Below are 21031 nucleotides of genomic sequence, written 5' to 3' on the forward strand. Positions count from 1 at the left end.
AACCGATAGCACGGACTGAAAGGGTTGATCTTCGCGTGTCCGTCATACGGTCACTTCTCCGTCTATAAGCGGTAACGCATATCGTCAGGACGGCCAAGAATCGTATTGCCGAAAAGACGGAGCAGAAGTTCAATGTCGACGCCGACCGCATCCGCGGCACCCCTGATCCTCGAGGCCCCCGCGGCCCCTCCCGTCGTCACTCCGGAGCAGGCCGTGTCCACGGTCGCGGCCCAGAGCCCGGTCGCGCTGGAGAAGCAGACCGAGGCCCGCCGCAAGGCCGAGGTGCTCGTCGCGGAACTCGTCTCGGTGGACGAGAAGTCCCCGGACTTCTCGCGTCGCGTCGACGGCATCGGCGCGCTCGGGGCCAAGGAGCTGCGGGCGTCCGCCCAGGCCTCGAACCGCATGCTCGAGCGCCCGGCGGCCCAGGCCTCCGCGTCGAGCCCGCAGGGCAAGGTCGGCCGGACGCTCGTCGACCTGCGCAACACCGTCACGGAGCTCGACCCGAACCGGGCCGACCTCGTCGGCGTGAAGAAGGTCCTGAAGTGGCTGCCCGGCGGCAACAAGATCGACCGGTACTTCGCGCGCTACCAGTCCGCCCAGTCGCACCTGGACTCGATCATCCGCTCGCTGTCCTCGGGGCAGGACGAGCTGCGCAAGGACAACGCCGCGATCGACGTCGAGCGCAACCGCCTGTGGGAGACCATGGGTCGTCTCGGCGAGATCAAGGCCGAGCTCGACGTCCTCGACACGGTCGTCGAGGAGAAGATCGCCGAGCTCGAGGTCTCCGGCCGGCAGGAGAAGGCCGACGCGATGCGCTCGGACGTGCTCTTCGCCGTCCGCCAGCGGAGCCAGGACGTCATGACCCAGATGGCGGTCTCGGTCCAGGGTTACCTCGCGATGGACCTGATCCGCAAGAACAACCTCGAGCTCGTCCGCGGCGTCGACCGCGCGCAGAACACCACGGTGGCCGCACTGCGGACCGCGGTGATCGTCTCGCAGGCACTCGGGCAGCAGAAGCTGGTGCTCGACCAGATCAACGCGCTGAACTCGACCACCTCGGACCTGATCGAGTCGACCTCGCGCCAGCTGCGCCAGCAGGGTGCCGAGATCCAGCAGCAGGCCGCCACCAGCACGCTCGAGGTGCAGAAGCTCGAGGCCGCGTTCGAGAACGTCTTCGCGACCATGGACGCCATCGACACCTTCCGCGCCCAGGCGACCGAGACCATGGCGACCACCATCGGGCAGCTCGAGCAGCAGGTCGAGCGCGCACGTCCGTACGTGGAGCGGACCCGCCAGGCAGACGTGGTCTGACCCGACCGATGTCTGAACGACTGTTCGGCCGGATCTTCGGCCGCGCGACGAGTGCTGTCTCGGCGGCCGTCGAGCCCGTCCTGGACGAGCGCGCCGAGCTGGCCCAGATGGTCGACCGGGCGGACGCCCAGGTCGAGGCGGCCGCGGGCACGCTCCCCGCGGACGCCGTCGTGCTCGCCCGGCGCGTCACGGACCGGCTGCGCGTCGTCCTCGCACGGGACGAGATCCGGACCGAGGTGCGGGTGGCCGTCCGCGGCATGGCCGGTGACTACCTGCCGACCTCGGTGAGCCGGCACCTCGCCGTCGTGCGCCACGACCACGACCACGCGCACGACGCGCGGCTCGTCGACCAGCTGGAAGTCCTGCACGGCGCCGCGGAGGAGCTCGTCGAGGCCGTCGTCGACGACGACCTGCGGGCGCTCGAGGCCCAGGGGATCTTCCTGGAGACACGATTTACGGGGAGTGACCTGTGAGTACCGGTGGAATCGCCCGGGGCGGCAACGTCTCGCTGACCAAGGAGAACCCCGGGCTGTCCGCGGTCGCGGTGGGCGTCGAGTGGGATCGCACGCTGGAGCCGGCGCTGGCCGAGAGCCTGACGCTCGCGGCGGTGCTCTGCGGCGCCGACGGTCGCGCCGTGGGTCGCGAGAGCCTGGTCTTCTGGAACCAGATGACGTCGTCCGACCTCTCGGTCGCGGCCCTCGACTCCGCGCTGGGGCACGACGTCGAGCAGGTCGAGGTCTTCCTCGCGGACGTCCCGGACACGGTCAGCAAGGTCGTCTTCGTGCTGTACGTGAACGAGGGCAGCCCACGACGTCGGACGCTCGGCCAGCTCTCCACGTGCCGGGTGCGCGTCCTCGACGCGGAGTCCGGGCGGCCGCTCGCCTCCTCGGAGAACCTTGCGGCGTCGTTCGGCACCGAGACCGCCGTGCTGCTCGGCGAGGTCTACCGCCACCGCGAGCACTGGAAGTTCAAGGTGGTCGGGCAGGGGTACTCGGCAGGCCTGCGCGGCGTCACCGACGAGTTCGGGCTGACGTCTTGACCGACACCTCGGCCTTCCTGCGCGTCCGACGGCGGCCCCGGGCCACCCCGGCACCCGTTGCGCCGTCCCCCGTCGCATCGGCAGCCGCGCACGTCCCCGCACCGGTCGCCCCGCCGACCGCACCCGACCGCCGTCGTGCGTCCCGACGCCCGGCGCCGACGCTGCTCACCCAGGTCCCCGTCCTCGAGCCGGGCTCGTTCCGGCAGCTCGGGCCGGCCGACCCGGTGGTGCAGCTCGACCGGGTCCAGGCGGCCACGGGCAGCCTGGCCGTCGAGGTCCACGCGCCCGACGCCGTCCGCGCGGCGGTCTTCGTCGAGACGAGCGACGGAGACGCACGGACCCACGCGGTCGTCGTCGGCCCGCTGCCGGGCCACGCTCCGTCGGCGTCGCGCCCCGTCGTGACCCTGAACGGCACGAGCGTGGCCGTCGACCTCGGTGCAGGTCCGGCGCTCCGGCGCTTCGCGCTCGCGCTGACGGGCGCCCGGGACGAGGGTGTCGTCGCGATCTCGACCTTCGACGGTGCCCGCGTCGAGATCCCGGTCCGTGCCACCGGCGGTGGCGAGACCGCGGTGGTGCTGCTCGGCACCCGGACCCGTAGCGGACTGGTGCTGCGCGCGCAGGGGCGGCGGGTCGACGACGGTCTTCGCGGCGTCGCCCGCGCCCACGGGTTCGACCGCATCTCCTGGCAGGACCCTGCGACCCCCGTCGCAGGCTGAACGGTTCATCACACATGACGAAAGGACGATGATGGCTATCACGCTGGCCAAGGGCGGGAACATCTCGCTGGAGAAGGTCGCCCCCGGTATGACGCACGCATGCGTCGGGCTCGGCTGGGACCCCCGCACGACGGACGGTGCGCCGTTCGACCTCGACGCCTCCGCGATCCTCGTGGGCGCGGACGGCAAGGCGCTCTCGGACGGGCACTTCGTCTTCTACCACAACCTGCAGGACCCCTCTGGGAGCGTCGTGCACCAGGGCGACAACCTCACGGGCGCCGGTGACGGCGACGACGAGACCATCAACGTCGACCTGCCCGGCATCCCCGCGCAGGTGCAGCGCATCGTCATCCTCGCCTCGATCCACGACGCCGCGGCTCGCGGGCAGAACTTCGGACAGGTCGCCGACGCCTACGTGCGCGTCTACGACGGCGACTACCCGCACGACCTCTCCAAGGTCGTCACGTACGACCTGGGCGAGGATGCGTCCATGGAGACCGCGCTGGTCTTCGGCGAGCTCTACCGCCACGGCACGGACTGGAAGTTCCGCGCGATCGGGCAGGGCTACTCGAGCGGTCTGGCCGGCGTCATCGCCGACTACGGCCTGCAGGCGGGCTGATCACCATGGTCGTCAACCTCAGCAAGGGTGCCAACGTCTCGCTCGCCAAGGTCGCGCCCGGGATGTCCCGGGCCGTCGTCGGCCTCGGCTGGGACATCCGGACGACGGACGGGGCACCGTTCGACCTCGACGCCTCCGCGCTCGTCCTCGGCGCCGACGGCAAGGTGCTCTCGGACGCGCACTTCGTCTTCTACAACAACCTTCGTGACCCGTCGGGCTGCGTCGTCCACGCGGGGGACAACCGCACGGGAGCCGGTGACGGCGACGACGAGCAGCTGAACGTCGACCTCGGCGGCCTCTCGCCCGACGCCGCCCGGATCGTCTTCGTCGCGAGCATCGAGTCCGCCGACGAGCGCGGGCAGACCTTCGGGCAGGTCTCGGGCGCGTACATCCGCGTCGTCGACGGGGACGACCCCGCGAACGGGGACTCGAGCGTCCGCTTCGACCTCGGCGAGGACGCCGCTATGGAGACCGCGCTGGTCTTCGGCGAGCTCTACCGCCACGAGTCGGGCTGGAAGTTCCGGGCGATCGGCCAGGGCTACACGACGGGTCTCGCCGGCGTCGTCACCGACTTCGGCATCGGCGTCGGCTGACGCCGACCACACACTGAGGAGCATCTCGCATGGACACCGTCAGACATTTCAAGTGGGACATCATCGTCCTCGTCGCAGCGCTGGTCATCGCGTTCGTGTACCAGGGCTGGGCGGCCGTCTGGCTCGCCGCGATCCTGATCGTCGTCGAGATCGTGTTCTCGTTCGACAACGCGGCGGTGAACGCGAAGTACCTGACCAGGATGAACGACTTCTGGCAGAAGATGTTCCTCACCGTCGGCATCCTCATCGCCGTCTTCGGCATGCGGCTGATCTTCCCGTTCGTGATCGTCTGCGTCAGCGGGGGGATCACGCCGGTGGAGGCCGTCACGCTCGCGATGGAGAAGGGTGACCCGCACGAGCCGGGCACCTACGGGTACATCCTCGAGCAGGCGCACACGAGCATCGCGGCGTTCGGCGGGATCTTCCTGTTCATGCTGTTCCTCGACTTCCTCTTCGACCCGGAGCGCGAGATCGCGTGGCTCTCGTGGATCGAGCGGCCGCTGCAGAAGCTCGGCAGGCTCGACGTGCTCACCGTCGTGGTCGCGGGCGTCGTGCTCCTGGTCGCCTCGGACGTGCTGGTCGACGAGTCCGAGCGGGGCACCGTCCTCTTCTCGGGCCTGCTCGGCATGGTGATCTACCTGTCCGTCAACGGGGTCGCCTCGCTGATGGAGGCGCAGGAGGAGAAGCGCGCTGCCGAGCTGGACCGTGCGGCGTCGGGCGCCGGTGCCCAGGTCCGCCTGGCCGGCAAGGCGGCGTTCTCGATGTTCATGTTCCTCGAGGTGCTCGACGCGACGTTCTCGTTCGACGGCGTCATCGGGGCGTTCGCGATCACCCCGGACCCGCTCATCATCGCCCTCGGGCTCGGCGTCGGGGCGCTCTTCGTCCGGTCCATGACGGTCTACCTCGTCCGTCGCGGGACCCTGGCCGAGTACCGCTACCTCGAGCACGGGGCGCACTGGGCGATCGGCGCGCTCGCCACCCTGCTGATCCTCACGCTCGCGTTCGACATCCCCGAGCTGGTCATCGGCCTCACGGGCCTGGCCTTCATCGTCACCGCGTGGACCGCGTCCGTCGTCGCCAACCGGCGCGAGGCCGCATCCGCCGACGAGACGACTGCCTCGCCGGCCGATCAGGACGCGGACGTCGACCAGGACGCGGACCCCACCGCCGGATCCGACGGTGACTACGACGACAGCCCGGTCGCCGTCGGCGCCGATCGCTGACGCTTCACCGCGACCACCCCTTCAAGAACTCAGGAGAACCACATGGCTATCAGCCTCACCAAGGGCCAGACGATCGATCTGACCAAGAACGACACCGGATCCGACCTGCGCACCGTCCGGCTCGGCCTCGGCTGGGACGTGAAGGTCGTCGAGAAGAAGACCCTGTTCGGTGGCACCAAGCAGGTCCAGCGAAACATCGACCTGGACGCCTCGGCGCTCCTGATCGGCGAGGGACGCGTCCTCGACATCGTCTTCTTCGGCCAGCTGCGCTCCAAGGACGGTTCCGTCCAGCACACCGGCGACAACCTCACGGGTGCCGGCGACGGCGACGACGAGTCGATCGTCGTGAACCTCTCGGCGCTCGCCCCGAGCGTGGAGCACGTCGTCTTCACGGTGAACTCCTACTCCGGGGACAGCTTCGCCGAGATCGACAACGCCTACGTGCGTGCCGTGAACGCCGACGCCGGCGACGCCGAGCTGGCACGGTTCGGGCTCTCCGAGTCCGGTCCGCACACCGCCCTCGTGATGGCCCGGGTGTCGCGCTCGGCCACCGGCTGGAAGTTCACCGCGATCGGCACGCCGGGGCACGCAAAGACGGCGCACCAGCTCGCGCCGCTCGCCCTGGGCGCGATCTGATCGTCCGACCGTGACGCGCGAGCAGGCGTCCACGGCCCTTCCCGGGACCGACGACGTCCGGGCGGTGAGCTTCGATATCTGGCTCACGCTGGTACGCAGCAACCCGGACTTCAAGAGAGCCCGCGCGGCGGCGTTCCACGAGGTGCTGGGGCTGACGGGGCCGGTGGACGACTTCGCCGCAACGCTCCGTGAGGCCGACCGTCGTACCGACCGTGAGTGCGAACGCACCGGGGTCGACCTCGACGTGCGGCATCGCGTCGGGGCGGCCCTGGTCGCGGCCGGGAGGAGCGACGTGGTGGACGCCCCCACCGTGCGTCGCCTGCTCGAGGCGCAGGACGCCCTCGTCGAGGCCCACCCGCCGCGTGCGATGCATCCGGGTCTCGCCGAGGGCCTCGCCGCGCTGTCGGCGCGGGTCCCGCTCGCCGTGACCAGCAACACCGGCATGATCCCGGGCGTGACGATGCGTCGCGTCCTCGCGCGCCTGGGCCTCCTCGACCCGTTCGTCGTCACGACCTTCTCGGACGAGGTCGGCCGGGCGAAGCCCGACCCGGCGATCTTCCGGGCGACGGTCGACGCCCTCGGCGTGCCGGCGTCGACCGTCCTCCACGTGGGGGACAACCCGGAGGCCGACGTCGCGGGCGCCACCGCGGCCGGGCTCGTCCCGTGCCTCGTCGACTCGCCGGAGTCGGTCCACGCGGTCGTGCAGAACCTCGTCGCCGCACGTGCGGAGGGCGCGGCGTGACAGCGACGGTCCGTCGCGTCGCCACGTGGACCGTCGCCCACGACCCGTGGACGTCGGGCCTCGACGTCGCGGCGTACTCGCGGATGAAGCACGGGAGCGTGGCCGACCTGCGCGACTTCGGCACCGCCGTTGGACAGGACCTCGTGGCGCAGGTCCCCGCGCTGGTCGAGGACCCCGCGGACGTGGTGTTCCCCGTCGCGTACCTCGCGGTACGTCCGGCATGCTGGTTCCTCGCCCGGCACGCCCTCGACGTCGTCGACCACGAGCGATCACGCCGGGGGCGCCCGCCCGGTCGGATCGTCCACGTCCACAAGGACGCCGTGACGGCGCGGGACTACGCGACGGCGGACGCGGCCGACCGTGCCGCCGAGCTGGCCTCGATCGGCTTCACGCTGCGCGAGCGGCTCGACGGCGCGCAGGTCGTCGTCGTCGACGACGTGCGGGTGACTGGCTCGGCCGAGCGCACGATCTTCGCGGCGCTCGCGGCGGCAGGAGACCGGCCACGGCGGGAGGTCGCCGCCTACGTCGCCGTGATGGACGGTGCGGCGGCCCACGACCCGAGCATCGAGTCGCGGCTCAACCTCGCCGCGGCGGCGTCGCTCGACGACCTGGCAGAGCTCGCACGCACGGGCGAGATGCACCTGACCATCCGGATGCTCAAGCGGGTACTCGGTGCCGACGAGGGTGAGCGTCGCCGGTTCCTCGCGGAATGCACGCCCGACCTCGTCGAGGAGATGCGCGCGGGCGCGCTCGCGACCGGCCCCGCGTTCGTCGAGTCCTACCGCAACGGGGTCGCCGATCTCGAGCCGGTCCCGGCGACGTGACGTCGGGGTTCCTGACGCTCGCGACCGTGCGGCCCGACGCCGCGGGTCGCCCGGTCGTCCGTGCCCGCCACCGCGTCGTCGACCTGGCGGCCTACAGCCGCTTCAAATATGGCGACGGGCTCGTCGCCGTCGAGCTCGCGTCGGCCCTCGCGTCCCTCGCGGCCCGCGTCCCCCGCCTGCTGAGCGACCCGCGGGGCTTCCTCGTCGCCGTGCCGGGGTACGACGTCGCACCGCCGGCCGCCGCGAGCCTGCTCGCCCCGTTCCTCGGCGAGCTCGGGGCGTCGCACCCGTACCCGTCGCCGCCGCGTGCCGCGGTGCGCGTCCGACGCCGCCGTGCCTCGCCGTCGGACTTCGCCGCGATGTCCCACGCGCAGCGCGGGCTCGCCCTCCGGGCCACGGACCTCGAGGTCGTCGACGACGTCCGGGGGCGCACCGTCGTCGTGCTCGACGACGTCCGCGTCACCGGGACGCACGAGCGCGCGATGACCGACGCCCTGCGCTCCGCCGGTGCCGGCCGGATCATCCACCTCTACGTGCTGAGCACCGGCGGCGACGACCCGACGATCGAGGCGCGCATCAACGCGGTCGCGGTGCGCACGGTCGCCGACATGGCTGCCCTCGCGCGGATGGCGGGCTACGTGCCGAACGCGCGCGTGCTGCGGGCGCTCATGACCGCCTCGGCGGCCGAGGTCGAGGATTTCTGCGCGTCGGTGCCGGAGTCGGTGCGCCGATGGGTCGAGGAGACCGTCCGGACGGACACGCTCGGCGCCGCACCGGCGAACCGTGCGGGCGCCGAGCGTGTACTCGACGTGCTGCGGGGCGCGTGGGCGGCCGGAGCCTGACCGCACGCCCCGCGGACCGTCAGTGGCTCAGCGCCGCACCGATCGGGGTGCCACCGTCGGTGTACCGGATGAACTGGCCGATGCTCGCGGGTGAGGCCAGCGCCTCGGCGATCGTCAGCGCGACGTTGCCGCGCGAGGTGCCCATCTCGTCGTTGCCCGGCAGCTCCGAGTCCTCGCCGTAGACGGCGATCTGGCCGGTGGCCTCGTCCTCGGTCAGGGCGCCCGGGCCGAGGATCGTCCAGTCGAGCTCGCTGTCGCGCAGGTGGAGGTCCGCTGTCACCTTGGCGTCCGTGTACGGGTAGAAGGAGTCCGTCTCGGGGACACCGTGGTTCGGGACCGCGCCGATGAACGAGACCATCACGTACCGGCCGACGCCCGCGCCCTTGGCCGCGTCCATCGAGCGGATCGCGGCGTCGCGGTCGACGGCGTAGGTCGTCTCCGCACCGCCCTTGCCGCCGGCTCCCGCCGACCACACGACGGCGTCGTGCCCACGGAAGGCCTCGACCATGCGCTCGAACGAGGCACCCGCGACGTCCAGCACCAGAGGTGTCGCGCCGAGCTTCTCGATCGACTCCGACTGGTCCTCGCTGCGGATGACGCCGCTGACCTCGTGGCCGCGGTCGACGAGCTCCGGGATGGCGAGCTGTCCGACCTTGCCGTGTGCACCGATGAGAGCGATCTTCGCCATGGGGTCCTCCTTGAAGCGATGGGGGACGCGCTGGTTGGCGCGTCCTCGGAACCTCTTCCACGCTGCCCCCTCAGGAAGCTGCTCGCCACCCACGAGGGCCGACGGCGGGGGTGCTCTGAGCGAACAGGCTATTCCCGAACGCTGGTCGAGCCTGTCGAGGCCCCGCTGGTCGAGCCTGTCGAGACCCCGCTGGTCGAGCGTGTCGAGACCGGGTTTCGACGAGCTCAACCCGCGCTGGTCGAGCCTGTCGAGACCGGGTTTCGACGAGCTCAACCCGCGTCGGTCGAGCTCACCCCTCGTCGGTCGAGCTCAACCCTCGTCGGTCGAGCCTGTCGAGACCAGACCCGACGCGCGAGTGTCGGTGGCGCTCGTCACACTGAGACCCGGACTGCACGACGGCGCGTCACCGGACACGCCCATGCCGGGAGGTGGCAGATGGACGGACCAGCGATCCGCGCGGACGGGATCACGAAGAGATTCGGCGACAAGGTCGCGCTCGACGCTGTCGACCTGGAGGTGCACGCGGGGGAGATCTACGGATTCCTCGGGCCGAATGGTGCCGGGAAGTCGACGCTGACGCGCGTGCTCTGCACTCTCCTGGCGCCGACCGAAGGGCGAGCGACTGTGGCGGGGCACGACGTCGACAAGGAACCGACTGCCGTCCGGCTGCGGATCGGTGTCGCGCTCCAGGAGGCCGCGCTCGACGACAAGCAGACGGGTGTCGAGCTGCTCCGGCTGCAGGGCCGCTTCTACGGTCTGACCAAGGCCGAGACCGATCAGCGGCTGTCCGACCTGCGCCGTCTGATCGACATCGGTGACGCCCTCGACCAGCGGGTCGCGACCTACTCGGGCGGGATGCGGCGTCGGCTCGACCTCGCGATGGCGCTGGTCCACAACCCGCAGGTGCTGTTCCTCGACGAGCCGACGACGGGACTCGACCCGGTCAGCCGTGTCGCGGTCTGGGAGGAGGTCAGGCGGCTCAACGACGAGCTCGGGATGACGGTCTTCCTCACGACGCAGTACCTCGAGGAGGCGGACGAGCTCGCCGACCGGGTCGGGATCATCGCGGGCGGGAAGATCGTCGCGGAGGGGCCGCCCGCCGAGCTCAAGCGGTCGATCGGCTCGGACCTGGTGGTTGTCGACGTCGAGGACGACCACGTGGACGGGGCGCGGCGCACGCTCGACGCGGTCGACGGCGCCGGCGAGATCCAGGTGGAGGGCACCCGGCTGACGGTGCCGGTCGAGGACGGCGCGCGGTCGCTGAGCCCGATCGCGGTCGCGCTGTCCGAGGCGTCGGTGCAGGTCACCGAGCTCGCGCTGCGGCGTCCGACGCTCGACGACGTGTTCTTCGACGTGACCGGGCAACGGATCGTGGAACAGGAGGACGTGTCATGAGCACTCGCGAGCAGGCTGCACGCGACGAGTCCGAGGCCACCGGCATCGTCGGTCGGCCGGCAGGGTTCTGGCGAGACCTGAGCTCCGTCGCGCTCCGCGCGCTGCGGCAGATCCCGCGCGAGCCCGAGGCGATCATCCCGGCGCTGATCATCCCGCTGTTCTTCTTCGTCGTGAACGTCGGCGCCCTCGGCGACATCGCCGGTGCGACCGGTGTCGAGGACTTCAAGGCCTTCCAGATCCCGGTGGCGATCGTCTTCGCCGTCACCGGCGTGTCCCGGGCGAGCGCTCTCGTCACCGACATCACCGACGGGTACTTCGACCGGCTCCTCGTCTCTCCCGTGCACCGGACCGCGCTGCTGCTCGGCCTGATGGTCGCCGACCTCGCGCTCGTGATCGGCCTCTCGATCCCGGTCCTGATCCTCGGGTTCGCCCTCGGGGTGACGTTCGAGACGGGCGTCGTCGGCGTCCTGGTCTTCCTGCTCTTCGCCGGGGCGTGGGGGCTCGCGTTCACCGGGTTCCCCTACGCGATCGCACTGCGCACCGGAAACCCTGCGGCGGTGAACTCCAGCTTTCTGCTCTTCTTCCCGTTCGCGTTCCTCACGACGACGTTCCTGCCGCAGGAGGCGTTGACCGGCTGGCTCGCGACGATCGCCGACTACAACCCCGTGACGTACCTGCTGGCCGCGCTCCGCTCGTTGATCAGCACCGGGTGGGACGTCACCGCCCTGTGGCAGGGGGCTGCCGCGATCCTGCTCGTGGGCGCGGTCAGCTTCACGATCGCGTTCCGGGCGCTGCGGGGCAGGACCTCCCGCAAGTAGCGGGTCGAGACCCGCTGGTCGAGCCTGTCGAGACCCCGCTGGTCGAGCCTGTCGAGGCCGGGTTTCGACGAGCTCAACCGTCGGTGGTCGAGCCTGTCGAGACCGGGTTTCGACGAGCTCAGCCCTCGTCGGGCTTCTTCGGCCGCATCGACGGCACGTCACCGACGATCGGCACCGGCCTGCGGTAGAACGGGAACCCGTAGCGGACCACGAGCCCGGTGAACGTCGTGAGCCGGTTGCGGGAGCCGATGAGGCTCATGATGTGCACGAACAGCCAGAGCAGCCAGGCGAACCCGCCAGTGAAGTCGGCGCGGTCGAACACCTGGGCGATGGCGGCGCGGCGGCCGATGATGGCCATGGTGCCCTTGTCCAGGTACTTCAGGTCCGCCGTCGTGCCACCGGCGACGAGGGCGGCGACGTTCTTGCCCGCGAGGGAGCCGCCCTGAATGGCGGGCTGGGCGAGCTGCGGGAGCTCCTCGGGGGTCGCGGCGATGTCGCCGGCGGCGAAGATCCGGTCGTGGCCCTCGACCCGCAGGTCGGCGCCGACGCTGATCCGCCCGGCCCGCCCGCGGGGCAGGTCCCAGGCGTCGACCTCGGCGTGAGGGCTGACGCCCGTGGCCCAGATCGTGAGGTCGGACGGGATGACCGTGCCGTCTGTGAGCTCGACCGAGTCGGGGTGGACCTCGGCGACGCCCGGCCCGAGGTGCAGTCCGACGTCGCGACGTCGCAGCTGTTCGGCCGCGTACCGACGGAGCCTGGGATGGAAGTTCTTCAGAACCTCCTCGCCCCGCTGGACGATGGTGACGGAGAACGCCTCGCCGTCGATCTCCGGGTAGGCGGGCCGGAGCCCCTGGTCCCGGAGCTCTGCGAGCGCCCCCGCGACCTCGACGCCGGTCGAGCCGCCGCCGACGACCACGACCCGCAGCCCGTCGTCGCGTGTGGGCGTCGAGGCCGACTTCTCGAGCCGGACGAAGAGCGTGTCGCGGATCTTCAGCGCCTGGGACCGCGAGTACATCGCGAACGCGTGCTCCTTCGCTCCCGGAGTGCCGAAGTAGTGCGTGGTGACCCCGTTGGCGAGCACGAGGTAGTCGTAGTCGATCCACTCGTCGTTCAGCAGGCGGATGCGACGAGCCTCGGCGTCGAGTCCGACGAGGTGCTCGTGCAGCACCCGGACGTTCGGCTGCTTGATGCGCAGCGACCGCAGGAAGTAGGTGACGTTCCCCGGGTTCAGGCCGCCGGTGGCCACCTGGTAGAGCAGCGGGTTGAACGTGTTGTACACCCGTCGGTCGACCAGGGTGATGCGGACGGGGGCGTCGGCCAGGGCCTTGACGGCGGAGATCCCGGCGAACCCGCCGCCGACCACGACGACGTGCGGGAGTGCGGACTGGTCGCTCACGGTGCTCCTCGGGGCTGTGGACGGCGTGCTGGGAACACGCTATGGCCCGCGCCGGGTCGACGCGCAGGATGCCCGCGCTCAGTCGTCGACCCGGAACACCCGGACGGCCCCGGCCGCCACCTCTGCCGCGCCGTCCGCACGCTCGCCGCTCACCAGGTCCGCGCCGACCACGGTGAGCCGGTGCTCCTGGTCCGCGTGGTTGATCGCGATCAAGTACTCGACGTCGTCATGCCGGCGGTGGACGACCTCCAGCTCGTCGGGCAGGCCCGAGCGGGCGATACCCGCGTCGGCGTAGACGGGGTCGAGAATCGTGCCGAGGGCGTCGACGTCGAGCCGTGTGGACAGGTACCAGCCCGTCCCTGCACCGAAGCGGTTCCGCGTGATCGCGGGACCGCCCGCCACGGGACCGTCGGTGTAGGTGCCGACGACCTGAGCCCCGTCGACGGCGAGATCGTCCGCCCAGACGTCGGCCACGAGCGAGCCGGATCCGGGGAAGACGGATCCGTCCAGGGAGACGTGCTGGACGTCCCCCTCGCGCAGCGGGCAGAACTCGTCGACGCGCGCACCGAGCACCGTGCGCAGGGGCGCGCCGAACCCGCCAGCGTGGACGGCGTCGTTCGCGTCGACGACGCCGGAGAAGTAGGACACGAGAAGTGTCCCGCCGTGCTCGACGAACGAGGTCAGGTTCGCCGCGCTCGTGGCCGTCAACAGGTATGACGCGGGTGCCACCACCAGGCGGTATCCGGACAGGTCCTGCTCGGGGTGGGCGAAGTCGACGGTGACCCCGTCCCGCCAGAACCGGTCGTAGAACGCGTCGACGCGCTCGCGGTGGCGGACGTCCACCGAGGGGCGCCACTCGAGGTCCTGCGCCCAGAAGGACTCGGGGTCCCAGAGGATCGCCACGTCGGCGTGCACTCGCGAGCCGCGCACCTCCTGCAGCGCCTCGACGGTCGCGCCGAGCTCGACGACCTCTCGCCAGACCCGGCTGGTGGTGCCGGCGTGCGGGAGCATCGCGGAGTGGAACTTCTCCGCGCCCGATCGCGAGGCTCGCCACTGGAAGAACATCACCGCGTCGGCGCCGCGAGCGAGGTGGGACAGCGAGTTCCGGGCCATCTCTCCCGGTCGCTTCGCCACGTTGCGCGGCTGCCAGTTCACGCCCGACGTCGAGTGCTCCAGCAGGAGCCAGGGTTTGCCTCCGGCGACGGAGCGCGTCAGGTCCGCGGCGAGGGCCAGCCCGACGTGGTTCCGTGGGTCGGACGCCGTCAGATAGTGGTCGTTGGAGACGACGTCGACCTCGCGGGCCCACGCCCACAGGTCGGTCGACGGGCACTCGCCCGCCATGAAGTTCGTCGTCACGGGTACGGAGGAGTGCTCCCGGATGGCGTCGCGTTCCGCGACGAAGCAGGCCAGGAGGGCGTCGTTGGTGAAGCGGGCGAAGTCGAGCTTCTGGGCCGGGTTCGCCACCGACGGCGTGGCGGCGGGCACGCCGACGTGCTCCCACTCGCCGTAGACCTGGCCCCAGAACCGTGTGCCCCAGGCGGCGTTGAGCTCGTCGAGCGACCCGTACCGCTCGGCCAACCACGTGCGGAACGCCCTGGCGCTCGCGGGTGAGTGGTCGGCGGACACCGGAGCGCCGTACTCGTTGTGCACGTGCCAGAGCGCGAGCGCCGGGTGGTCGCCGTACCGCTCCGCGAGCGCGGTCGCGATCCGGGTGGCGGCCCGACGGTAGGCGGGGGAGCTCGGCGAGACCATCCCGCGTGAGCCGAAGCCCAGCGTCGTCCCGTCCGCGGTGACGACCCGCGCGTCCGGGTAGGTGTGGAAGAACCAGGCGGGCGGTGACGCCGTCGGGGTTCCCAGGGCGACGTGGATTCCGTGCGCGTGCAGGAGGTCGAGGAGTCGGTCGAGCCAGCCGAACTCGAACTCGCCCTCGCGGGGCTCGATCAGTGCCCAGCTGAAGATCCCGACGCTGACGAGGTTCACCCCGGCGTCGTGCATCAGCGCGACGTCCTCCTCCCAGAGCTCCTCGGGCCACTGCTCGGGGTTGTAGTCACCTCCGAAGCTGATGCGGTCGATCCCGGGCAGCCATCCGTCGTACGCGGGCCCGACGGTGCGGCGGACGGCGGGCGGGTTGGGGCTGGTCATGGGTGCTCCTTGCTCACAACTCTGTGCACGTTCCCAGGTCGGCGACCTGTGCTGCAACTAGGTAACACGACGAAACATGGTCTTGACAAGAGCGCACATGATGCAACTACTGTGACCGTGCACAGTTGAAGTGCACAGCCGCAGGGACACCCGGTCGTTGTGGTGCACATGCCGTCGCGACGGAGCGGCGGTTCCTTGACGAGGAGGATTCATGCGCCTGCACACAGGCTTCAAGCTCGCTTCGACGATCGCGGTGACGGCACTGCTGGCAACCGCCTGCTCGGGCGGCGAGGCGTCGACGACGGGGGAGGACGACCAGAGCGCGGCCGGTCCCGTGGACCTGACGTTCTGGACGTGGGCTCCGAACATGGAGAACGTCGTCGAGATCTGGAACGACGAGAACCCTGACATCCAGGTCACGGTGAACAAGCAGGACGGCGGCGACCCTGCTGTCACCAAGCTGCTCACCGCCATCCAGGCCGGCAGCGGTGCACCGGACATCATGCAGGCCGAGTACCAGAAGATCCCCACGCTCGTCTCGTCCGACGCGCTCGCCGACATCGCCGGCGACGTCGACCCGAGCATCGCCGAGGGCTTCCCGGAGGGCGTCTGGAACGCCGTGACGCTGGGGTCCGACGCCGTCTATGCCGTCCCGCAGGACTCGGGGCCGATGGAGTTCTACTACCGGGCCGACGTCTTCGAGGAGCTGGGGCTCGACGTCCCGACGACGTGGGACGAGTACGCAGACGTCGCGCGGGCGGTGCAGGAGGCCGACCCGGAGAAGTACCTCGGGACGTTCTCCGCGACGGACGCCGGCTGGTTCACCGGGCTCGCGCAGCAGGCCGGTGCGTCGTGGTGGGGGATCGACGGAGACGCGTGGAGCGTGTCGATCGACTCCGAGCCGACCCGCCGCGTCGCCGAGTACTGGGGCGGCCTCGTCGAGGAGGGTGTGATCGACAACAAGCCGATGTACACCCCGGAGTGGAACGCCGCGCTGAACGACGGTTCCCAGATCGGCTGGCTCTCGGCGGTCTGGGCGCCGGGCGTCCTGCAGGGGAACGCCCCGGACACGGCCGGGCTCTGGGAGATGGCTCCGATGCCGCAGTGGGACTCCGCGGCACCGGCCACGGGCAACTGGGGCGGATCGGCCGTGGCCGTGACCACCCAGTCCGAGCACCCGGCGCAGGCGGCCGAGTTCATCTCCTGGCTCAACACGTCGCAGGAGGCCGTCGACGCACTCGTCTCCGAGGCAGGGATCTACCCGGCGTACACACCCGCGCAAGCGGGCGCGCTCTCGGCCCCGCCCGAGTTCTTCTCCAACCAGCCCGACTTCTACGAGCTGGCCGGCGAGATCGCACAGACCGCCGGCAGCTTCACGTACGGACCGAACGTGAACGTCGCGTACTCGGCCTACAACGACGAGTTCGGGCGGGCCGCCGAGGCGCGGTCGCAGTCGGAGTTCTTGCAGGCTGTGGAGTCCATGCAGTCCGTGACCTTCGACGACCTCGAGTCGTCCGGGTTCAACGTCACCGAGTGACGACGGGCGGCTCGCCCGGGGCACCGGGCGAGCCGCCATCTTCCACGCATACCGAGGAGACGTGACGTGACTGCGACACAAGACGCGCCGACCACTGCGGCGACCAGCCGGCGGACGACCGCCGGCCGTGACGGGCGACGTACCGCGCCCTACTTCTTCCTGGCCCCGGCGATCGTGCTCTTCGTGGTCTTTCTCGCGCTGCCCATCGCCTACGCGGTCTACCTGAGCTTTCGGACCGAGCAGGTCTCCGGCCTCGGACTCGGATCCGGGGCGCGCACGCAGGTCTGGACCGGCTTCACCAACTACGCGCAGGCGCTCACGGACCCCGAGTTTCTCGCGTCCGTCGGGCGCGTCGCCCTGTACGGCGTCATCGTCGTCCCGACCATGCTGGGTCTCGCGTTGATCTTCGCGCTGATGCTCGACTCGCGCCGGAGTCGCGCACGGGGCTTCTCGCGGATCTCGATCTTTCTGCCCTACGCCGTCCCGGCGGTGATCTCCTCGTTGCTCTGGGGCTTTATCTATCTGCCCGACGTCAGCCCGTTCTACTACGTGTTCGACCGGCTCGGATGGGACGTTCCGTCGCTCTTCAGCTCGAACCTCGTGATCTTCGCGGTCGCCAACATCGCCGTGTGGGGCGGTGTCGGGTTCAACATGGTCGTCATCTACACGTCGCTCAAGTCGATCCCGACCGAGCTCTACGAGGCCGCACGCCTCGACGGGTGCTCGGAGACCCGGATCGCCTGGCGGATCAAGATCCCGATCGTCACGCCGTCGATCATCATGACCTTCGTCTTCTCGATGATCGCGACGCTCCAGGTCTTCGCCGAGCCGACGACGCTCAAGCCGTTGAGCAACACGATCTCCAGCACGTGGACACCACTGATGAAGGTCTACCGCGACGCGTTCATCCGTGGCGATCTCTACTCTGCCGCCGCCACCTCCGTGATCATCGCCGTCGCGACGTTCGCACTCTCGTTCGGGTTCCTGCACCTCGTGCAGAGCCGTGCCTTCGGTCAGGAGAAGTGACATGAGCATCCTCGCCCCCGCGCCGCCGTCGGCGGCCACTGCCTCTGCGCCCCGCACGCTCCCACGACGCCGCGGCGGAGAGCCCGCGAGCGTGCTCGCCACGCTCGTGCTCCTGCTGGGCGCCGCCTACTGCCTCCTCCCCGTCCTGTGGGTCGTCGTGGCGTCGACCAAGTCGGGTGGGGAGCTGTTCTCGACCTTCACGTTCGCACCGTCGACACATCTCCTCGAGAACGTGAGCGACCTGAACGCCTATCGCGACGGGCTCTTCTGGCGCTGGATGGCGAACACCGCGCTGTACGCGGGCGTCGGAGCGCTGCTGTCCACCGTCGTCTCGGCGATGGCCGGGTTCGGTCTCGCCAAGTACCGGTTCGGCGGCAAGAAGGCGATCTTCAACATGCTGCTCGCCGGCGTGCTCGTGCCGGGTGTGGTTCTCGCGATCCCGCAGTACCTGCTGCTCGCGCAGATCGGCATGACCAACACCTACTGGGCCGTCCTCCTGCCGCAGATCATCAGCCCGTACGGGATCTACCTCGCCCGGATCTACGCGGCCGCGTCGGTTCCGGACGAGATCGTCGAGGCCGGACGCACGGACGGCGCCGGTGAGGGTCGGATCTTCCGCACCCTCGCACTCCCGATGATGCTGCCCGGGCTCGTCACCGTGTTTCTGTTCCAGTTCGTCGCGATCTGGAACAACTTCATGCTCCCCTACATCATGCTCGGGGACGACAAGCTCTACCCGCTCACCGTCGGTCTCTCCGGGCTCCTCAACCAGGGCGCCTCGCAGCCCGCGCTCTACACGCTCGTCATCACCGGTGCCCTGCTCTCGATCATCCCGCTCATCGCCCTGTTCCTGACGTTGCAGCGGTACTGGCAGGTCGATCTTGCGGCCGGTGCGGTCAAGGCCTGAGAGATGTCCGTAGACTCACGACTCGTGGACGAGGGAGCAGAATCGCGCCCGGGACGGGCGGACCGGCGACGGCCGACGATCCGCGACGTCGCGGCGGCCGCCGGGGTCTCCCGAGGCACGGTCTCCCGGGTGATCAACGGTGGTCACTGGGTCTCGCCCGACGCTCTCTCCGCCGTGGAGGAGGCCATCCGGACGACCGGGTACCAGGCGAACCAGCACGCCCGCTCGTTGGTGACGGGCCGCGCGAACTCGGTGGCGTTCCTGCTCACCGAACCCCAGCACCTGCTCTTCGACGACCCCAACTTCTCGATCCTCCTGCGCGGGGCCGCGGAAGAGCTCGCGAAACGCGAGATGCCGCTGCTGCTGATGGTCGCCGGGACGGCTGAGGAACGTCGTCGGATCAGCGCATACGTCGCCGCCGGGCACGTCGACGGTGTCCTGCTGATCAGCTCTCACCAGGGCAACCCGATCCTCACGGACCTGATCCGCCAGGGCATCCCGACCGTCGCCTGCGGGGTGCCTCTGGGGCACGAGCGTGAGATCGGGTTCGTCGCGGCCGACGACGCAGGCGGTGGTCGGAAGATGACCGAGCACCTCGTCGCGACGGGTCGACGTCGCGTCGCGACGATCACCGGCCCGCTCGACACCCCGGGAGGACAGCTGCGGTTCGACGGGTACCGCGACGTGCTCGGCGACTCCTTCGACCCCGAGCTCGTCGCGCACGGGGACTACTCCCGCGAGTCGGGCCGGCATGCCATGGTGGAGCTCCTCGGGCGGAGACCAGATCTTGACGCGGTCTTCGTGGCGTCCGACCTGATGGCGGCCGGTGCGTTGGTCGCGCTCCAGGCCGCTGGTCGCCGAGTTCCTGAGGACGTCGCCGTGGGAGGGTTCGACGACTCCGGTGTCGCTGCCGCCCTCCATCCGCCACTGACGACCATGCGGCAACCGTTCGCCCGTATCAGCTCCGAGATGGTGCGGCTCCTCCTCGAGGTCATCGACGGACAGGAGCCCGCGGCCGTCACCCTCCCCACCTCCCTGGTCCGGCGAGCGTCCGCGTAGCGGTCCTACACTCGTCGGGGCGCCCGCCGTCGTCGCGCCTTCCGTCGTCCCCGTCTGGAGAGGCCCGCCGTGGGCACCCTGAAGTTCTTCCGCATCGACATCGTGGTGCTCGTCGCCGCGCTGGCGATCGCGTTCTGGTACGACGGCTGGGCCGCCGTCTCGCTCACCGCGATCCTGATCGTCGTCGAGATCGTGTTCTCGTTCGACAACGCGGCGGTGAACGCGAAGTACCTGGGCCGGATGAACGAGTTCTGGCAGAAGATGTTCCTCACCGTCGGCATCCTCATCGCCGTCTTCGGCATGCGGCTGATCTTCCCGTTCGTGATCGTGAGCCTCACGGGCGGCATCTCGCCGTCGGAGGCGTTCACCCTCGCGCTCGAGAAGGGGGACCCGACCGAGCCCGGCACCTACGGGTACATCCTCAACGAGGCGCACCCGACGATCGCGGCGTTCGGCGGGATCTTCCTGCTCATGCTGTTCCTCGAGTTCATCTTCGACCCTGAGCGCAGGATCACGTGGCTCAGCTGGGTGGAGCGGCCGCTGCAGAAGGCCGGGCACCTCGGCACGCTGCCCGTGATCCTCGCGGGTCTCGCCCTGATGCTGACGTCGCGGTTCCTCGCCGAGCCCGAGGATGCTGGCAGGGTCCTCTTCGCCGGCCTAGCGGGCCTGGTGACCTACCTGGCCGTCAACGGGATCGCGACCGTCATGGAGGCCCAGGAGGAGCGTCGCGCCGAGAAGCTCGACGCCGCCGAACGCTCGGCCGGTGGGACCGTGGCGCTCGCGGGCAAGGCGGCGTTCTCGATGTTCATGTTCCTCGAGGTGCTCGACGCGACGTTCTCGTTCGACGGCGTCATCGGGGCGTTCGCGATCACCCCCGACCCGCTCATCATCGCCCTGGGCCTCGGCGTCGGGGCACTGTTCGTCCGGTCGATGACGGTCTACCTCGTCCGGCAGGGGACGCTCGCCGAGTACCGGTACCTGGAGCACGGCGCGCACTGGGCGATCGGCACCCTCGCGACCCTGCTCCTGCTGACACTGCGGTTCGACATCCCCGACGTCGTGATCGGGCTGGCCGGTCTCGTGCTGATCGTGAGCGCGTGGACTGCGTCGATCCGAGCTAATCGGCGCGAGCGCGCGGCGACCTCGGACGAGCCGTAGGCGGAGTCAGGAAAGCACCCCTTGCGCTGATTGTCCACATTCGGTACTTTTCCCTTGCCTTGCCTTGCGGATTATTGGAATGCGCCTGCTTGCGCGGGTGAGGCGTGGTCACCCGACGCACGCCTCATACGTCTTGGGGGGAGTGGTGCAGTGATTCGGAGGGCAGGGTGGACGCGGCAACTTTGGACGGTCGCGACGCCGGTCGTGGGAGCGCTGTTCCTTCTCGGGATGGGTGCGGGAGTCGCGTCAGCAGCTCGTTGCAGCAAGGGGGCGGCGTGCCTCTGGCCGAACAGCAATGACAGTCCGCGCTGGGGTGTCAAGTATTCGGTTGCGGCGTACAGCGGGACGGTGTGGAACACA

At 70.1% G+C, this 21031-nt stretch carries 21 protein-coding genes; 18 read left to right on the top strand and 3 right to left on the bottom strand.

Annotation, left to right across the window (positions count from 1 at the left end; genetic code table 11):
• The first annotated feature begins 132 nt into the window (after window positions 1-132).
• Genes BLU20_RS03150 through BLU20_RS03200 form a run of 11 tightly spaced genes read left to right on the top strand, consistent with a single transcriptional unit; the run spans window position 133 to window position 8545 of the window.
• Window positions 133-1311 carry a toxic anion resistance protein gene (locus BLU20_RS03150; protein ID WP_083371563.1) on the top strand — a complete coding sequence of 393 codons (1179 nt, stop codon included), beginning with the start codon at window positions 133-135 and terminating at the stop codon, window positions 1309-1311.
• An 8-nt stretch (window positions 1312-1319) separates the two neighbouring features.
• On the top strand, window positions 1320-1784 hold the full coding sequence (locus tag BLU20_RS03155) for a hypothetical protein (RefSeq protein WP_083371564.1): 465 nt from the start codon (window positions 1320-1322) through the stop codon (window positions 1782-1784).
• Window positions 1781-2350 carry a TerD family protein gene (locus tag BLU20_RS03160; RefSeq protein WP_029254114.1) on the top strand — a complete coding sequence of 190 codons (570 nt, stop codon included), beginning with the start codon at window positions 1781-1783 and terminating at the stop codon, window positions 2348-2350. The genes BLU20_RS03155 and BLU20_RS03160 overlap by 4 nt, the downstream gene beginning before the upstream one ends.
• The gene (locus tag BLU20_RS03165) at window positions 2347-3066 is read left to right on the top strand and encodes a hypothetical protein (RefSeq protein ID WP_083371565.1); all 720 of its coding nucleotides are present in this window, start codon (window positions 2347-2349) and stop codon (window positions 3064-3066) included. The genes BLU20_RS03160 and BLU20_RS03165 overlap by 4 nt, the downstream gene beginning before the upstream one ends.
• 31 nt (window positions 3067-3097) lie before the next feature.
• A complete protein-coding gene (locus tag BLU20_RS03170; protein ID WP_083371566.1) occupies window positions 3098-3685 on the top strand; it encodes a TerD family protein in 588 nt (195 codons plus the stop codon).
• Between the two features lie 5 nt (window positions 3686-3690).
• Window positions 3691-4278 carry a TerD family protein gene (locus BLU20_RS03175; protein WP_029254111.1) on the top strand — a complete coding sequence of 196 codons (588 nt, stop codon included), beginning with the start codon at window positions 3691-3693 and terminating at the stop codon, window positions 4276-4278.
• Between the two features lie 29 nt (window positions 4279-4307).
• The gene (locus tag BLU20_RS03180) at window positions 4308-5501 is read left to right on the top strand and encodes a DUF475 domain-containing protein (RefSeq protein WP_083371567.1); all 1194 of its coding nucleotides are present in this window, start codon (window positions 4308-4310) and stop codon (window positions 5499-5501) included.
• A gap of 42 nt (window positions 5502-5543) precedes the next feature.
• Window positions 5544-6137 (top strand): TerD family protein, encoded by a 594-nt coding sequence (locus tag BLU20_RS03185; RefSeq protein WP_083371568.1) that lies wholly within the window; start codon window positions 5544-5546, stop codon window positions 6135-6137.
• A gap of 10 nt (window positions 6138-6147) precedes the next feature.
• Window positions 6148-6879, top strand: coding sequence for an HAD family hydrolase (locus BLU20_RS03190; protein ID WP_083371569.1), 732 nt, complete (start codon window positions 6148-6150; stop codon window positions 6877-6879).
• Complete coding sequence (locus BLU20_RS03195) at window positions 6876-7703, top strand: phosphoribosyltransferase family protein (protein WP_083371570.1); 828 nt, start codon at window positions 6876-6878, stop codon at window positions 7701-7703. The genes BLU20_RS03190 and BLU20_RS03195 overlap by 4 nt, the downstream gene beginning before the upstream one ends.
• The gene (locus BLU20_RS03200; protein WP_172828994.1) at window positions 7700-8545 is read left to right on the top strand and encodes a phosphoribosyltransferase family protein; all 846 of its coding nucleotides are present in this window, start codon (window positions 7700-7702) and stop codon (window positions 8543-8545) included. Before BLU20_RS03195 ends, BLU20_RS03200 begins: the two co-directional genes overlap by 4 nt.
• Window positions 8546-8564: 19 nt before the next feature.
• On the opposite strand, the gene BLU20_RS03205 is transcribed toward BLU20_RS03200, so the two are convergent.
• Entirely contained in the window at window positions 8565-9233 is a 669-nt protein-coding gene (locus BLU20_RS03205) for an SDR family oxidoreductase (protein ID WP_083371572.1), read from the bottom strand.
• A 435-nt stretch (window positions 9234-9668) separates the two neighbouring features.
• Between BLU20_RS03205 and BLU20_RS03210 the strand changes: the two genes are divergently transcribed.
• Both BLU20_RS03210 and BLU20_RS03215 read left to right on the top strand, forming a co-directional pair.
• Complete coding sequence (locus tag BLU20_RS03210; RefSeq protein ID WP_029254104.1) at window positions 9669-10628, top strand: daunorubicin resistance protein DrrA family ABC transporter ATP-binding protein; 960 nt, start codon at window positions 9669-9671, stop codon at window positions 10626-10628.
• Window positions 10625-11446, top strand: coding sequence for an ABC transporter permease (locus BLU20_RS03215; RefSeq protein WP_083371573.1), 822 nt, complete (start codon window positions 10625-10627; stop codon window positions 11444-11446). Before BLU20_RS03210 ends, BLU20_RS03215 begins: the two co-directional genes overlap by 4 nt.
• Window positions 11447-11564: 118 nt before the next feature.
• Here BLU20_RS03215 and BLU20_RS03220 read toward each other — a convergent pair whose 3' ends face one another.
• Window positions 11565-12842 (bottom strand): NAD(P)/FAD-dependent oxidoreductase, encoded by a 1278-nt coding sequence (locus BLU20_RS03220; protein WP_083371574.1) that lies wholly within the window; start codon window positions 12840-12842, stop codon window positions 11565-11567.
• A gap of 78 nt (window positions 12843-12920) precedes the next feature.
• Window positions 12921-14984, bottom strand: coding sequence for a beta-galactosidase (locus BLU20_RS03225; protein WP_083371575.1), 2064 nt, complete (start codon window positions 14982-14984; stop codon window positions 12921-12923).
• Between the two features lie 211 nt (window positions 14985-15195).
• Between BLU20_RS03225 and BLU20_RS03230 the strand changes: the two genes are divergently transcribed.
• The 5 genes from BLU20_RS03230 to BLU20_RS03250 all read left to right on the top strand — a co-directional run bounded on the left by BLU20_RS03230 (window position 15196) and on the right by BLU20_RS03250 (window position 20671).
• Window positions 15196-16521 (top strand): ABC transporter substrate-binding protein, encoded by a 1326-nt coding sequence (locus BLU20_RS03230; RefSeq protein WP_083371576.1) that lies wholly within the window; start codon window positions 15196-15198, stop codon window positions 16519-16521.
• A 66-nt stretch (window positions 16522-16587) separates the two neighbouring features.
• Window positions 16588-17547 (top strand): carbohydrate ABC transporter permease, encoded by a 960-nt coding sequence (locus BLU20_RS03235; protein WP_083371577.1) that lies wholly within the window; start codon window positions 16588-16590, stop codon window positions 17545-17547.
• 1 nt (window position 17548) lies between these two features.
• A complete protein-coding gene (locus BLU20_RS03240) occupies window positions 17549-18454 on the top strand; it encodes a carbohydrate ABC transporter permease (RefSeq protein WP_029254098.1) in 906 nt (301 codons plus the stop codon).
• 3 nt (window positions 18455-18457) lie between these two features.
• The gene (locus BLU20_RS03245) at window positions 18458-19513 is read left to right on the top strand and encodes a LacI family DNA-binding transcriptional regulator (protein ID WP_083371578.1); all 1056 of its coding nucleotides are present in this window, start codon (window positions 18458-18460) and stop codon (window positions 19511-19513) included.
• Window positions 19514-19582: 69 nt separating this feature from the next.
• The gene (locus tag BLU20_RS03250; protein WP_083371579.1) at window positions 19583-20671 is read left to right on the top strand and encodes a DUF475 domain-containing protein; all 1089 of its coding nucleotides are present in this window, start codon (window positions 19583-19585) and stop codon (window positions 20669-20671) included.
• Window positions 20672-21031: the final 360 nt, after the last annotated feature.

The sequence above is a fragment of the Paraoerskovia marina genome (assembly GCF_900105445.1).
Lineage (GTDB): Bacteria > Actinomycetota > Actinomycetes > Actinomycetales > Cellulomonadaceae > Paraoerskovia > Paraoerskovia marina.

What these genes read in the sequence shown, in the direction of transcription:
- BLU20_RS03150 (WP_083371563.1), top strand. Translation starts at nt 133, where the DNA reads ATGTCGACGCCGACCGCATCCGCGGCACCCCTGATCCTCGAGGCCCCC.
- BLU20_RS03155 (WP_083371564.1), top strand. Translation starts at nt 1,320, where the DNA reads ATGTCTGAACGACTGTTCGGCCGGATCTTCGGCCGCGCGACGAGTGCT.
- BLU20_RS03170 (WP_083371566.1), top strand. Translation starts at nt 3,098, where the DNA reads ATGGCTATCACGCTGGCCAAGGGCGGGAACATCTCGCTGGAGAAGGTC.
- BLU20_RS03175 (WP_029254111.1), top strand. Translation starts at nt 3,691, where the DNA reads ATGGTCGTCAACCTCAGCAAGGGTGCCAACGTCTCGCTCGCCAAGGTC.
- BLU20_RS03180 (WP_083371567.1), top strand. Translation starts at nt 4,308, where the DNA reads ATGGACACCGTCAGACATTTCAAGTGGGACATCATCGTCCTCGTCGCA.
- BLU20_RS03185 (WP_083371568.1), top strand. Translation starts at nt 5,544, where the DNA reads ATGGCTATCAGCCTCACCAAGGGCCAGACGATCGATCTGACCAAGAAC.
- BLU20_RS03205 (WP_083371572.1), bottom strand. Translation starts at nt 9,233, where the DNA reads ATGGCGAAGATCGCTCTCATCGGTGCACACGGCAAGGTCGGACAGCTC.
- BLU20_RS03210 (WP_029254104.1), top strand. Translation starts at nt 9,669, where the DNA reads ATGGACGGACCAGCGATCCGCGCGGACGGGATCACGAAGAGATTCGGC.
- BLU20_RS03215 (WP_083371573.1), top strand. Translation starts at nt 10,625, where the DNA reads ATGAGCACTCGCGAGCAGGCTGCACGCGACGAGTCCGAGGCCACCGGC.
- BLU20_RS03225 (WP_083371575.1), bottom strand. Translation starts at nt 14,984, where the DNA reads ATGACCAGCCCCAACCCGCCCGCCGTCCGCCGCACCGTCGGGCCCGCG.
- BLU20_RS03230 (WP_083371576.1), top strand. Translation starts at nt 15,196, where the DNA reads ATGCGCCTGCACACAGGCTTCAAGCTCGCTTCGACGATCGCGGTGACG.
- BLU20_RS03240 (WP_029254098.1), top strand. Translation starts at nt 17,549, where the DNA reads ATGAGCATCCTCGCCCCCGCGCCGCCGTCGGCGGCCACTGCCTCTGCG.
- BLU20_RS03245 (WP_083371578.1), top strand. Translation starts at nt 18,458, where the DNA reads ATGTCCGTAGACTCACGACTCGTGGACGAGGGAGCAGAATCGCGCCCG.